Here is a 12,499-nt window from a genome sequence, read left to right as displayed (position 1 = left end):
AATACGAGGCCATTATTATAATGATAACGATAAATAAAGGAATTCTCCCTTATGTCAGTATTTCACTGCTGATGTTGTTAACTGGGTGTAAAAGCGAATTGTATAGTAATTTGCCGGAAAACGATGCTAATAGTATGCTATCTATTTTGCTGAATAGTAAAATTTCTGCAGAAAAGACCGTTGATAAGAAAGCAGGCACCTATTATCTGTATGTTGATGATTCTCAAATTCCTCAGGCAGTTACTATTCTAAAAGAGTACGGCTACCCCAAAGAAAAAGTCGCCACCATTGGTGAGCTTTTCAAAAAAGAAGGACTAATTTCTTCTCCATTGGAAGAGCGGGCTCGTTTTATTTTTGCTTTATCCCAAAGTGTTCAGGAAACCCTGTCACAAATTGATGGTGTGTTGGTGGCTCGGGTACATGTTGTATTGCCGGAAAACAATCCGGCCAATGAAGAGATCAAACCTTCCTCTGCATCCGTATTTATTAAGTATAATCCGGCTTACCGTTTAGAAGATATGAAGTCGGAAATTAAAATGATCGTTGAAAAAAGTATTGAGGGGTTAACCTACGACAAAGTCTCTGTTGTCATGGTGCCAGCCCAGTTTGTAAGTAAAAATTAATAAAAGGGTTCTTCATTTGCCGGACGGCTTCTGAATAGTCTTAACACCCACATATATTGGGGAGGGTGAGCTTCGACCAGTTGTTGTAGAGCCATATTCAGATTTTCGGCGTTCTGGCTTTCACTTTTTGATGGGTAGTTTGGCAATGGTGATGAAACAGTAATGTGATAACGACCATCCCGTTGATTAAAATAGGCGATAACCGGCAGCGCCACCGCATTTGTGAGTTTGCTTAGGCGGGCTGGTGTGGTCAGTGTGGCTTTGGGTATGCCGAAAAAGGGAGCAAATACTGAATATTTTTCGCCATGGTCTTCATCTGGAAGAAAAAACATTAGTCGTCCCGGTTCAAGTGTCCGGATCAGCTTCATCATGCCTTCCTCCCGTGAGACAATGACCTCGGCGTCATGCAGACGGCTACGGGCAACCAACCAGTTGACGATCGGATTGCTGAAAGGTTTATAGAAACCAGTTATTCGGTAATGTTCTCCTAAAGCGCTTCCAGCGAATTCCAACCATACAGAGTGAGCCACCAACAGTATGACATTTTGCTGTGCTGCAATGGCGCGATCAATGTGTTCGCGTCCGTCTATGTGAATGCGTTGGTAAAGCCAGTGTCGGGAACGGAAGAATAGCACGCTGTAGTCAAGCAGGGCGCAAGCGTATTCCTGCAAGTGTTCTTGTGCCATTGCTTCGCGTTGGGGCTCATCCAAATGAGAAAAACATAGGCGTAAATTGGTCAGCACAATGTGACGGCGCTTGTGATTGTGGCGGTAAAGCCAAGCGCCCAAACGTTTGCCCAGCCAACGCCGTGCTCGCCAAGGCAGCCACGCTACTACAAACAACAAGCCAACACCTGCCCACGTCAGCCAGTGTTTGGGGGCAAGCAGGCGCAGTGGAAAAGCATTCATGGCAGCTGTTCACAACTGATTTTGTCAGCTTGCATGCGCGCTTTGAACCATATGGCCGCTGGCTCTAGCGCCGCCGCTTTGCCCTTGAGGCCAAAATCGATCTGACGGCGGGTCGTGGTGCTGGGCAGGCTGGAAAGCCGCACATCCGGGAATGTGGTGAGCAATTCTTCCATCATGGGAATCAGTTCGCTTTCCATCACCTCGCGTAGCAACCAGCGCTGTTCCACGGCCGGGCTGGTTTCGAAATAGGGTTGATAGAATGTATCCAATGCCCATTCCACCATTGGCCAGGCCATGTCGGGAAAGCCGGGAACAAAGTGGTGATTGCCGAGTTTAAAACCAGGAATCTGATTGACAGGATTGGGGATCAGGATGCAACCGTCCGGTAGGTCGCTCATGCGGATGCGGTTAGGGTAAGCGCCTTCGCCAAAACGGTTTTCGATCAATGCGGCGGCTTGCGGATGGCGCCATAAGCGGCGGCCTGATGCGGCGGCTGCGGCCTGCCGGGTAAGGTCATCCGGCGTGGCTCCGATGCCGCCGAAGCTGAATACGATTTCAGCGCTTTGTAGGGTTTCGCGCAAGGTTTGCACCAGCAGTTCCCAGTCATCGCCAATCATGCGTACCCACCCCAGTTGCAGGCCGCGTGCTTGCAGGATGCCGATGATGGCCGCCATGTGTTTGTCCTGGCGCAATCCGCTGAGAAGTTCATCACCAATCAGTATTAGCCCTACCTTCATTTTTTTGCTCCTTTGCCGATGGCCCGTTGCAAGGTTTTTTCCGCCCGTTTTTGCTGCGATGCTTCATTCCAGTGTGTGGCGGTTTCTGGCCAGCCTTGGGTATGTTGCTGGATGAGGTCGGCCAGCGTCTGGATGTGTTTGGCGCTGGCGTTGAGCGCGGGGATGTAATGATAGTTTTCCCCGCCTGCCTGTTGGAAGCAAACACGGTTTTCCTGTTGGATTTCTTCCAGTGTTTCCAGGCAGTCGGCGGCAAAGCCGGGGCAGATGACATCAACATTTTTGACGCCTTCGCCGGGCAGCGCTTGCAGGGTTTTGTCGGTATAGGGTTGCAGCCATTCAGCCTTGCCGAAGCGCGACTGGAACGTGACCCGGTATTCACCCGCCCTGAGGTTGAGTTCTTCCGCCAGCAGCCGGGCGGTTTTCTGGCATTCGCAATAATAGGGGTCGCCCAGCAGCAGGCTGCGTTTGGGGATGCCGTGGAAAGACATCAGCAGCACTTGCCCGCGCGGGTGGCTTTCCCAATGGCGCAGCATGCTGTCGGCCAATGCGCTGATATAGCCGGGGTGGTCATGGTAATGGCTGACCAGGCGCAATTCCGGCATCCGGCGCCAGCGCTTGAGTTCGTCGAAAACTTTATCGAAGGTGCTGGCGGTGGTGGCGGCGCAATATTGCGGATACAACGGCAGGATCAGGATGCGTTGCGCCCCGCCTTCCTTGAGCTTGAGCAGGCCGGACTGGATGGATGGGTTGCCGTAACGCATGGCGATGGCGATTTTGACCGGCCCGGCAAAGCGGATCTCCATTTCCTTTTGCAGCGCCTTTTGCTGTTGCAGGGAAATGCTCATCAGGGGCGAGCCATTGTTTGTCCACACCTCGCGGTATTTCAGCGCGCTGGCCGCCGGGCGCTTGTTGAGGATGAAGCCATACAGGATCGGATACCAAATGATGCGGGGCAGTTCCGCCACACGGGGGTCGGACAAAAATTCCTTCAGGTAGCGGCGCAACGCAGGCGTATCCGGCGCATCCGGCGTGCCCAGGTTGACCAGCAATACGCCGACGCATTCCGATTTGCCGTGGAAGTAGTCCTTTTCGTTGATGAAGCGGTTCACAGCGGTGAATTGTCCATGGGCGGGTATCCCTGTATTGTTAGCATGAAAAATTTTGTTGGTAGGTTAAATGATGCGGGTTGATTTGCAAGTGTTGACAGCGGAAATACGCCAAATTGCGCAGGAGGAAATCCTGCCCCGTTTCGCGCGGGTAGGTTTTGCCTTCAAGCAGGATGGCAGCCTGTTGACGGAGGCGGATTTGGCGACTGACCGGCGCATCCGGGAATTCCTGCGCCAGCAATGGCCTGAAATTGCGTTTCTGAGCGAAGAGATGGGGCATGGGGAACAGCAACGTTTGCTGCGCGAATCCACCGCGTTGTGGTGCCTTGACCCGCTGGACGGCACCAGCAACTTTGCCGCAGGGTTGCCGTTGTTTGCGGTTTCCCTGGCCCTGATCCAGCAAGGGGAAGTGGTGCTGGCGCTGACCTACGATCCGGTGCGGGACGAAATGTTTGCGGCGGAAAAAGGCCAGGGCGCATGGCTTAATGGCGAGCCGCTGCGTTGCCGAAGCAGCGGCTTTAACTTGCCCAACGCCGTGGCGATCATTGACTTCAAACGGATTCCCATGCCGTTGCGGCGCGCGCTGGTGGAGCGGCCTCCTTACGGCTCCCAGCGGAACCTAGGCAGTTGTGCGCTGGAATGGGCGTGGATGGCGGCCAATCGCGGCCATATTTACCTGCATGGCGGGATGAAACTGTGGGATTTGGCGGCGGGAACCCTCATTCTGGCTGAAGCGGGCGGTCACGCCAGTACGTTGCAGGGCGAGCCAGTGTTCAAGGCGGCGCTGGAGCCGCGTTCGGCGGTCATTTCCCCCGACCACGAACTGTTCGCCGCGTGGCTTCGCTTTTTGCAGGAAAACGGTTAGCCCATGTTGAGCCAGCTACCCATTGGCGTGTTTGATTCCGGGTTGGGTGGAATTTCGGTGTTGCGGGAAATTCACCGCCTGCTGCCTGCCGAAGACCTGATTTACGTGGCCGATTCCGGGCATGCGCCTTACGGCGGCAAGGAGCCGGACTACATCCGTCACCGTAGCCAGCGGGTGGCGGAGTTCCTGTTGGGTCAGGGGGCGAAAGTGCTGGTGGTGGCTTGCAATACCGCGACTGTCCATGCCGTTGAATTTCTGCGCGCCACCCTGCCGATTCCGGTGGTGGGGATTGAGCCTGCGGTCAAGCCTGCGGCGCACCTGACCCAAACCGGCGTGATTGGCGTGCTGGCCACCCAGCAAACGGTCAACAGCCCACGGCTGCACCGGCTGATCAAGGAGCATGCTGGCCATGTGGAGGTGATTACGCAAGCTTGCCCTGGATTGGTCGAGCATGTGGAGGCGGGGGATTTTAGCAGTGAGGATCTCATGCAGTTGCTCAAGCACTATACCCTGCCGCTGCTGGAGGCGGGTGCCGATGTGCTGGTGCTGGGGTGCACGCACTACCCATTCCTTTCCGACGCCATCCACGTCGTCACACATGGGCGCATGACCGTGCTGGAAACCAGTACGCCAGTGACGCACCAGCTCATGCGGGTGCTGGACAAGCATGCATTGCGCCGGGGCAGCGCGGCGGAGGGCGATGTCCGGTTTTATTCCAGCCGGGAGGACGAGCAGCACTTCATCAGCATGCAAACCTTATGGCGGAACCACATCAACCTCGCGTTACTCCCAGCCCCTTATGGGTAAAGATTGGCAAGTAGGTTGCGACAGCACAGGACGTTTCATATTAGATTGATAGGGTTGGTTTTATGTCAGAGGGAGTTCTATGAAGAAAATAGGAATCGTGTGTTGCGTCATACTGGCGCTGGGTGTGGGCGCTGTGCAGGCGGAAGGGGCGGCGGGGGCAAAAGCTGCGCCTGAGGCCAAACTGCCGCCGATACCCGATGCGGTGCAGGAGGGGGTCGTCTGCCTGCTGCCTGAGCGTTACCACCGCAACCTGGATGGTTCATTCTGGCGGCTGGTCAAGCTGAATGATGAAGCGCCGCCGGAAAAATTGGACATCACCATTGGCTTCCATAACGGCACGGTGGCGGGCTATTCCGGCTGCAATAGCTATACCGGCACGTTTGTCAACCCGACCGACACCCTGTTCGGCGTCAAGGGCATTGAAACCACCAAGCGCAAGTGCGAAGAGGCTGTCTGCCCTTCGTTTGTGGCGGGCGGCAACTGGGAAGACAAATACTTGGCGGCATTGCCCGGTGTTGAAAAGCTGGAAAAAACGGACGCGGAACTCAAGCTGTTTGACGGCGCAGGCAAATTGGTGATGACGTTCGCCGCCTTGAAATGAAAGATGGGGGAACACAAGCTGTTCCCCCCTGGTTCCCGCTTGCCTTAGACAGCGGCGAACGCCTGCTCCAGATCGGCAATGATGTCGTCGATATGTTCGATGCCCACACTGATGCGGATGGTTTCTGGCCTGACGCCTGCTTTCAGCTGTTCGTCCGGCGTCAATTGGCGGTGGGTGGTGGAAGCTGGGTGGCAGGCCAGCGATTTGGCGTCGCCGATATTCACCAGCCGTTTGATTAGTTTCAGCTCGTCGTAGAACTTCACGCCATCTTCAAAGCCGCCCTTGATGCCGAAAGTCATCAGTGAGGCAGGTTTGCCGTTGAAATACTTTTGCGCCAATGCGTAGTACTTGTCGCCTTCCAACGCCGCGAAATTCACCCACTCGACTTTCGGATGACCCTGCAAATATTGGGCGACGGCGATGGCGTTGTCGCAGTGGCGCTCCATGCGCAGCGCCAGGGTTTCCAGCCCCTGCATGATCATGAAGGCGTTGAACGGCGACAGGGCGGAGCCGGTGTTGCGCAAGGGCACGGTGCGGGCGCGGGCGATGAAGGCCGCCGGGCCGAACGTCTCGGTATACACCACGCCGTGATAGGAAGGTTCCGGCTGGCTCATGACCGGGTAGCGGTCTTTGTGTTCCGCCCACGGGAACTTGCCGGAATCGACGATGATGCCGCCCAGTGAAGTGCCGTGGCCGCTGATGTATTTGGTCAGCGCGTGGACGACGATGTCTGCGCCGTAATCAATCGGGGTGCACAGGATCGGCGTTGCCACCGTGTTGTCGACGATAACCGCCACGCCGTGTTGATGGGCGGCGGCGGCGATGCTTTCAATATCGACGATATTGCCCGCCGGGTTGCCGATGGTTTCGCAGAACACAGCCTTGGTTTTGGCGTCAATCAGCTTTTCGATGGCTTCAGCACTGTCATTTTCGGCAAAGCGGACTTCAATCCCCAGTTTTGGCAGCATGTGGGCGAACAGGGTGTAGGTGCCGCCGTACAACTGTGGGGTGGCGACGATATTGTCGCCGACTTCCGCGATATTGATGATGGCGTAATGGATGGCGGACATGCCGGAGCTAAGGACTAGCCCTGCGATGCCGCCTTCCAGCGCTGCGACGCGCTGTTCCAGCACATCATTGGTCGGGTTCATCAGGCGGGTGTAGATATTGCCGGGCACGGCAAGGTTGAACAGGTCGGCACCGTGCTGGGCGTTGTCGAACTCGTAGGAAACAGTCTGGTATAGCGGCACCGCCACGGATTTGGTGGTGGGGTCGGTGGTGTAGCCAGCGTGTATGGATAGGGTTTCTTTCTTCATGGAATTCCTCCTTGGTGGGAGGAGAAGGTATAACATAGCGCCTGTGTTTTGCCTACAGGAAGGAACGCCATGCCCGAGCTGCCGGAAGTGGAAACCACCCGCCGAGGAATTGAGCCCTGGTTACGGGGGCAGACTGTCGCCAACGTCGTGGTGCGGCAGCCCCGGTTGCGCTGGCCAGTGCCCCCCGGCGTCAACGCACTGGAAGGGCAGGTGGTGGATGAACTGACGCGGCGCGGGAAATATATCCTGTTGCATGCGCAGGCAGGGACGGCGCTGATCCATCTGGGCATGTCCGGCAGCCTGCGGATCGTGGATGCCGGGCTTGAACCGCGCAAGCACGACCATTTCGACCTGGTGTTGGAAAGCGGGAGAGCCGTGCGCTATCACGACCCCCGCCGCTTTGGTGCTTTGCTGTGGACGGAGGAAGATCCCCAGCAACATGCCCTGTTGCGCGGCTTGGGGCCGGAACCGTTAGGCGACGGTTTCGATGGCGACCACCTTTACCGGCTGTCACGCATGCGCAAGGTCAGCGTGAAGGAGTTCATTATGAGCGCCCACATCGTTGTTGGCGTGGGTAATATCTATGCCAACGAAGCGCTTTTCCTTGCCCGGATTGATCCACGCCGGGCGGCGGGGCGCGTATCCCGCGAACGTTACCTCATGCTTGCGCAGGCCATCCGCCAGGTTTTGTCCCATGCCATTGAATGCGGGGGAACAACCTTGCGCGATTTTGTACGTGAAGATGGGTCGCCGGGGTATTTTCAGCTTGAGCTGATGGTTTACGACCGGACGGGCCAGCCCTGCGCGGCCTGCCAAAGCCCGATCCGCCGGATCACGCAGGGACAGCGCTCCACTTGGTTCTGTCCCGTCTGCCAGCATTGAGCCAGCCATGGATGGTTCTTCCTCTCCTGCCTGTCCAGGCGGAGCCGTATCGCCTTGCGGCTTGCCGCTGAGTCAATTCCGGCGCGCGCCCCTGATCGACAGGTCGGCGTCTTCCAGGATGCCATTGGCCATGAGTTCCTTGACCAGTTGTTTGCGGATGCCTTTGGTGACGCCAATATCCATGCCAAGGCGGTAGAAAACGAAAGATGGAATCCCGATAATGACCAGCCCGATCAGAAAATACATAAAGATTTCTGTATCCAACATCTGAAGCCCCCAGATTGCTATTGCCCGGTGTGTAATGTGAACGGATTAGTGGGAATAACCGTTCGCCCTATTGTTAAACAAGTATCTTATATGAAGAAGCTGAACAGGAAATTTACCGTAGCCCCGATGCTGGATTGGACTGACAAACACTGCCGTTATTTTCATCGGCTGCTGACAAGGCAGGCAATTTTGTACACGGAAATGGTGACAACCGGGGCGATCCTGCACGGTGACCGTGACCGCCATTTGGGCTTCAATGCCGCTGAACATCCTGTCGCCCTGCAACTCGGCGGCAGCGAGCCGCAGGAAATGGCGGAATGCGCCCGCATTGCCGAAGGCTACGGCTATGATGAAGTCAACATCAATGTCGGCTGCCCTAGCGAGCGGGTGCAAAAAGGCGCATTCGGCGCGTGTCTGATGGCGGAGCCGGAGCTGATTGCGGAATGTGTGTCCGCCATGCAGGCGGCGGTGCGGATTCCTGTCACAGTCAAGAACCGCATCGGCATCGATGAGCAGGATGAAGAGGCGGGTCTGAGCCGGTTTGTCAGCACGGTGGCGGACGCCGGTTGCTGCACGTTTATCGTTCATGCCCGCAAAGCCTGGCTGAAAGGGCTCAGTCCAAAAGAAAACCGTGAAATCCCGCCCTTGCGTTACGAACGGGTCTACCAGCTCAAGCAAGAATTTCCGTCGCTGGAAATCATCATCAACGGCGGCATCACCACGCTGGAGCAATGCCAGCAGCATTTGCAGCATGTCGATGGTGTAATGGTGGGGCGGGAGGCTTACCATAATCCGTGGTTGCTGGCGCAGGTGGATGCGCAGATTTATGGCGGGGAAACGGTTTTCCATGACCGCAAGGCGGCGTTGGAGGCGTTGTTGCCCTATGTGCAGGCGCAACTGGATGCTGGCGCGCCCTTGAACCATCTCAGCCGCCATCTTCTCGGCTTGTTCCAGGGGATGCCGGGTGCGCGTGGCTGGCGGCGGCTGATCAGTGAAAACGCCCATAAGCCGGAAGCTGGAATACATTTATTACGGCAGGCGGCGGCAAAAATCGCTTGACCTTTCGTCGGGGATTTAGCAGAATACGCGCCTCTACAGTTCCCCGATAGCTCAGTCGGTAGAGCAAGTGACTGTTAATCACTGGGTCGGCGGTTCGAGTCCGTCTCGGGGAGCCAACAAATTCAGAGGGTTACATCCATTACGGTGTAACCCTTTTTTGTTTGCGCCACTGCTCCGTGAAACTGGACATGAATGTAACACCATCACAGTACAGTTTGCCGCCTTTATCCCTCACGATGCTGGATAGCGATGACATTGGTGCTGCCAGTCAGGGGCGGAATGTGCTGGCGGTGATTGGTTTCGCCGACAAGGCCATGGCGTTGGAGCAGGATGTGCCAGCGTTCAAGGTGGGCCTGCCGCTAGTGGGGGGGGCGGCGCAAACCGAATGCTGGCTGAGTCCGGTTCCGGTGCGGTATGGCAAGCGCGCCAGCGTCACGTACAGCGAAAACGGCATAGTCCTGTTCGGGCACCTGTTGCTGGAAGAGGCGGATTTCCCCGATTTCCGCATCGCCAGCCAGATGGCTTACCAGCATGTGTTCGAGCTGTTGCAGCATACCGGCTACTCCCGCCTGTTGCGCATGTGGAATTATTTTCCGGCCATCACCTCACAACAGGGCGAATTCAACCGTTACCAAACCTTTTGCCTGGGCAGGCAGGACGCGCTCAATGTCTGGGGAAATTTTGATTATTCACCACCTGCGGCGACCGCCATCGGCACACAGCAGGTTGGCTTGCAACTGTATTTCATTGCCGCCCGCAGCGCCGGGACGCAACTGGAAAACCCACGCCAGACCAGCGCCTTCCTGTATCCGCGCCAATATGGGCCGGTCAGCCCGGCGTTTTCGCGCGCAACGGTGAAAGACTGGGGGCAGGGCAAACATATCTATATTTCCGGCACCACCAGCATTGTCGGGCATGAAACCCTGCATGTCGGCGATCCGCTGGCGCAACTGGATGAAACCTTGCGCAATTTGCAGGCACTGCTGGAGCATGGCAACGCCACCATTGGCCTGCCCGCGCGCGCTGTGCGCGACCTGAAACAGTTGAAAGTCTATTTGCACGATCCATCCGCTTTGCCGCAGATTCGGCGGCGTCTGGAAGGCTATTTGGCCGGAACGCCCGCAAACCCCCAAGGCAAGGTGGAAGTGCTGTATCTGCAAGGCGATGTCTGCCGCGCCGACCTGATGGTGGAAGTGGAAGGCGTCTACGCCTGAGTTTGCGCTTTTGCGTTGCCCGCACAGCCCGTGGCGGCCTAGACTTACGCCTTTGCGTTGCAACAGGAAGGAACACTCATGTCATACGAATTCAATATTACCCTTCAGGGTTCTTTCGACGACGTTGTGGAAAAAGTCCGCGCCGTGCTGATGGACGAGCAACTGGGCATCGTCAGCGAAGTCAATGTGCAGGCCATTTTCAAGAACAAGATGGACAAGGACATCCCGCCCTACCGCATTTTTGGTGCCTGCAACCCCAAGCTGGCGTCACAAATCATTGAGGTGGAGCCGAATGCCGGAACGTTGCTGCCTTGCAATTTCATCCTGTATGAGTCTGCGCCGGGCAGTGTCGTGGTCAGTTTTATGGATCCCGTCACCGTGCTGGGGCTGGCGCAAAGCGATGCGGCGCATGAAGTCGGCAAGGCTGCCAAGGAAAAGCTGTTGCGCGTAATTGACAAGCTGTCTGCGCATCAGGAAAGTGCCACATGACAGACGCCAATACCGTCCACCCGCGTGGAACCATGATCTTGCGCACCCTCGCCATGCCTGCGGACACCAACCCAAACGGCGACATCTTCGGCGGCTGGATCATGGCGCAGATGGACATCGCGGGCGGCATCATGGCCAAGGAGATCGCCAAAGGGCGGATTGTGACGGTGGCGGTCAACGGCATGAAGTTCATCCGCCCAGTGCGGGTTGGCGATGTGGTGTGCTGCTACGGTGAGGTGCAGAAAGTCGGCAAGACTTCCATCACCCTGCACCTGCAAGTGTGGATCAAACCCCTGTGGCAAAGCAGTGACACAGAGTTGCGCTGGCAGGTCACGGAAGCCGATTTCACCTACGTGGCCATCGACGGCAACGGCAACAAGTGTCCGCTGAAAATAGCGGCGGACATCCACCTTTAACCGGCGTTCACCCAGCCCGGCAGCCGCGCCATCGCGTTTTTCATCTGCGCATGGACTGCTTTGTATTCCGGCACGAACTGCGCCACCAACGCCCAGAAACGGCGCGAATGGTTCATTTCCACCGTATGGCAAAGTTCGTGGATCAGGGTGTAGCGCACCCATTCCGGCGGCAGCAGCATCAGCTTGTAATTGAGGTTGATGTTGCCGAGGGTGGAACAGCTTCCCCAGCGCGATTGCTGCCCTTTCACCCGGTAGCTGTGGTAGGGCAGGCCGGTTTCCTGCGCCGCCTGTTGCAGCAAGACGCCCAGATGCTGGCGGGCATGCCCTTTCAGCCAGCCTTGCAGCGCCAGGCAGCAGGCTTGCGTGTCCGCCACCGCCCCGGCCAAATGCAGCGCAGCGTTTTCACGGTAGGACAACGTGATCCTGTCATGCGCCGTTGGCGTATACACAACCCTGAGGTTTTCCCCAATGGCGGGCAGCGCAATGGTGTCGGGCAGAACCAGCGCTTGTATCCGTGACTGCGCCTGCGCTTCAACTTTGGGCAGGTTGGCGGCAATCCAACCCATCTGGCTGTGGATCCATTGCTGCAACTGGCGGGCGCTGACGCCGGTAGGCTGGGTGACCACCAGCCCTTTTTCCGCAGACAAATGCATGCGCATATAGCGGGCGCGGGGGGAGGAACGGATCGTGCAGCGCAGGCTGCGGCCATCCGGCAGTTGCAAGTGAATGGTTTGCATGGGTGGATTCTACCCCGCAGGCCGCATAAAATCCCCGTTTTGACCCAACCTAAAGCGTAACAATGAATATCCGCCAACTGCTTGATGACCGCATTACCGCCGCGCTGCATGCACTGGGTGCGCCTGCCGCCGTTTCCGCCATCGTGAAGCCTTCCGCCCGCCCTGAATTCGGCGACTATCAGGCCAATGGCGTCATGGCCGCTGCCAAGCAGTTGAAAACCAACCCGCGTGAACTGGCCGCCAAACTGCTGGAGGCGCTGGATTTGTCTGATCTGGCGGAAAAGGTGGAAATCGCCGGGCCGGGTTTCATCAATATCCATTTGCAGGATGCGTGGCTGGCGGAAATGTTGGGAAGAAACCCCTCCCCAGCCCTCCCCTTGTCAGGGGAGGGAGCAAGAAGTGACGCAGACTCTTTCTCCTCCCCTGACAAGGGGAGGTTGGGAGGGGTTTCTTCTTTCACCATCGTCGTCGA

The 12,499-nt window shown here is 56.9% G+C and carries 15 protein-coding genes, 1 tRNA gene and 1 pseudogene; 11 read left to right on the top strand and 6 right to left on the bottom strand.

Features of this window, described 5'->3' with window-relative positions; genetic code table 11:
- Positions 1 to 20 precede the first annotated feature (20 nt).
- Positions 21 to 623, top strand: a complete 603-nt coding sequence (sctJ, locus tag VSS37_RS00325) for a type III secretion system inner membrane ring lipoprotein SctJ (protein ID WP_324692607.1) — start codon at positions 21 to 23, stop codon at positions 621 to 623.
- Here the strand turns inward: sctJ and VSS37_RS00320 are convergent.
- Genes VSS37_RS00320 through hemH form a run of 3 tightly spaced genes read right to left on the bottom strand, consistent with a single transcriptional unit; the run spans position 620 to position 3,377 of the window.
- Positions 620 to 1,531, bottom strand: coding sequence for an LpxL/LpxP family acyltransferase (locus tag VSS37_RS00320; RefSeq protein ID WP_324692606.1), 912 nt, complete (start codon positions 1,529 to 1,531; stop codon positions 620 to 622). The genes sctJ and VSS37_RS00320 overlap by 4 nt on opposite strands.
- On the bottom strand, positions 1,528 to 2,268 hold the full coding sequence (locus VSS37_RS00315; RefSeq protein WP_324692605.1) for a competence/damage-inducible protein A: 741 nt from the start codon (positions 2,266 to 2,268) through the stop codon (positions 1,528 to 1,530). Before VSS37_RS00315 ends, VSS37_RS00320 begins: the two co-directional genes overlap by 4 nt.
- Positions 2,265 to 3,377 carry a ferrochelatase gene (gene hemH, locus VSS37_RS00310; RefSeq protein WP_324692604.1) on the bottom strand — a complete coding sequence of 371 codons (1,113 nt, stop codon included), beginning with the start codon at positions 3,375 to 3,377 and terminating at the stop codon, positions 2,265 to 2,267. The genes VSS37_RS00315 and hemH overlap by 4 nt, the downstream gene beginning before the upstream one ends.
- 67 nt (positions 3,378 to 3,444) lie before the next feature.
- On the opposite strand from hemH, the gene VSS37_RS00305 reads away from it, so the two are divergent.
- The 3 genes from VSS37_RS00305 to VSS37_RS00295 all read left to right on the top strand — a co-directional run bounded on the left by VSS37_RS00305 (position 3,445) and on the right by VSS37_RS00295 (position 5,647).
- Positions 3,445 to 4,239 carry an inositol monophosphatase family protein gene (locus VSS37_RS00305; RefSeq protein ID WP_324692603.1) on the top strand — a complete coding sequence of 265 codons (795 nt, stop codon included), beginning with the start codon at positions 3,445 to 3,447 and terminating at the stop codon, positions 4,237 to 4,239.
- Between the two features lie 3 nt (positions 4,240 to 4,242).
- Positions 4,243 to 5,046 (top strand): glutamate racemase, encoded by an 804-nt coding sequence (gene murI / locus VSS37_RS00300; protein ID WP_324692602.1) that lies wholly within the window; start codon positions 4,243 to 4,245, stop codon positions 5,044 to 5,046.
- Between the two features lie 79 nt (positions 5,047 to 5,125).
- Positions 5,126 to 5,647: an META domain-containing protein gene (locus tag VSS37_RS00295; protein WP_324692601.1), complete on the top strand. Its 522-nt coding sequence runs from the start codon at positions 5,126 to 5,128 to the stop codon at positions 5,645 to 5,647.
- A gap of 44 nt (positions 5,648 to 5,691) precedes the next feature.
- Here VSS37_RS00295 and VSS37_RS00290 read toward each other — a convergent pair whose 3' ends face one another.
- Positions 5,692 to 6,963: an O-acetylhomoserine aminocarboxypropyltransferase/cysteine synthase family protein gene (locus VSS37_RS00290; protein ID WP_324692600.1), complete on the bottom strand. Its 1,272-nt coding sequence runs from the start codon at positions 6,961 to 6,963 to the stop codon at positions 5,692 to 5,694.
- Between the two features lie 69 nt (positions 6,964 to 7,032).
- Between VSS37_RS00290 and mutM the strand changes: the two genes are divergently transcribed.
- Positions 7,033 to 7,845, top strand: coding sequence for a bifunctional DNA-formamidopyrimidine glycosylase/DNA-(apurinic or apyrimidinic site) lyase (mutM, locus tag VSS37_RS00285; protein WP_324692599.1), 813 nt, complete (start codon positions 7,033 to 7,035; stop codon positions 7,843 to 7,845).
- Between the two features lie 72 nt (positions 7,846 to 7,917).
- Here the strand turns inward: mutM and VSS37_RS00280 are convergent, their stop codons facing one another.
- Positions 7,918 to 8,112, bottom strand: coding sequence for a hypothetical protein (locus tag VSS37_RS00280; RefSeq protein WP_324692598.1), 195 nt, complete (start codon positions 8,110 to 8,112; stop codon positions 7,918 to 7,920).
- Between the two features lie 90 nt (positions 8,113 to 8,202).
- Here VSS37_RS00280 and dusA point away from each other — a divergent pair, with 90 nt between their 5' ends.
- From dusA to yciA, 5 genes are all read left to right on the top strand, one after another.
- Complete coding sequence (gene dusA, locus VSS37_RS00275; RefSeq protein ID WP_324692597.1) at positions 8,203 to 9,171, top strand: tRNA dihydrouridine(20/20a) synthase DusA; 969 nt, start codon at positions 8,203 to 8,205, stop codon at positions 9,169 to 9,171.
- 40 nt (positions 9,172 to 9,211) lie between these two features.
- Positions 9,212 to 9,287 (top strand) — tRNA-Asn (locus VSS37_RS00270).
- A 72-nt stretch (positions 9,288 to 9,359) separates the two neighbouring features.
- The gene (locus tag VSS37_RS00265; protein WP_324692596.1) at positions 9,360 to 10,385 is read left to right on the top strand and encodes a chorismate transformation FkbO/Hyg5 family protein; all 1,026 of its coding nucleotides are present in this window, start codon (positions 9,360 to 9,362) and stop codon (positions 10,383 to 10,385) included.
- Positions 10,386 to 10,463: 78 nt separating this feature from the next.
- Positions 10,464 to 10,874, top strand: coding sequence for a DUF302 domain-containing protein (locus VSS37_RS00260; protein ID WP_324692595.1), 411 nt, complete (start codon positions 10,464 to 10,466; stop codon positions 10,872 to 10,874).
- Positions 10,871 to 11,290 carry an acyl-CoA thioester hydrolase YciA gene (yciA, locus tag VSS37_RS00255; protein WP_324692594.1) on the top strand — a complete coding sequence of 140 codons (420 nt, stop codon included), beginning with the start codon at positions 10,871 to 10,873 and terminating at the stop codon, positions 11,288 to 11,290. Before VSS37_RS00260 ends, yciA begins: the two co-directional genes overlap by 4 nt.
- On the opposite strand, the gene VSS37_RS00250 is transcribed toward yciA, so the two are convergent.
- On the bottom strand, positions 11,287 to 12,027 hold the full coding sequence (locus tag VSS37_RS00250) for a M48 family metallopeptidase (RefSeq protein WP_324692593.1): 741 nt from the start codon (positions 12,025 to 12,027) through the stop codon (positions 11,287 to 11,289). The genes yciA and VSS37_RS00250 overlap by 4 nt on opposite strands.
- A 62-nt stretch (positions 12,028 to 12,089) precedes the next feature.
- Here VSS37_RS00250 and VSS37_RS00245 point away from each other — a divergent pair.
- Positions 12,090 to 12,499 (top strand): annotated as a pseudogene (locus VSS37_RS00245) (hypothetical protein); the annotation flags it as partial.

It is taken from the genome of Candidatus Thiothrix phosphatis (assembly GCF_035668035.1).
Taxonomy (GTDB): domain Bacteria; phylum Pseudomonadota; class Gammaproteobacteria; order Thiotrichales; family Thiotrichaceae; genus Thiothrix; species Thiothrix phosphatis.
This window is presented reverse-complemented; position numbering and strand designations above follow the sequence as displayed.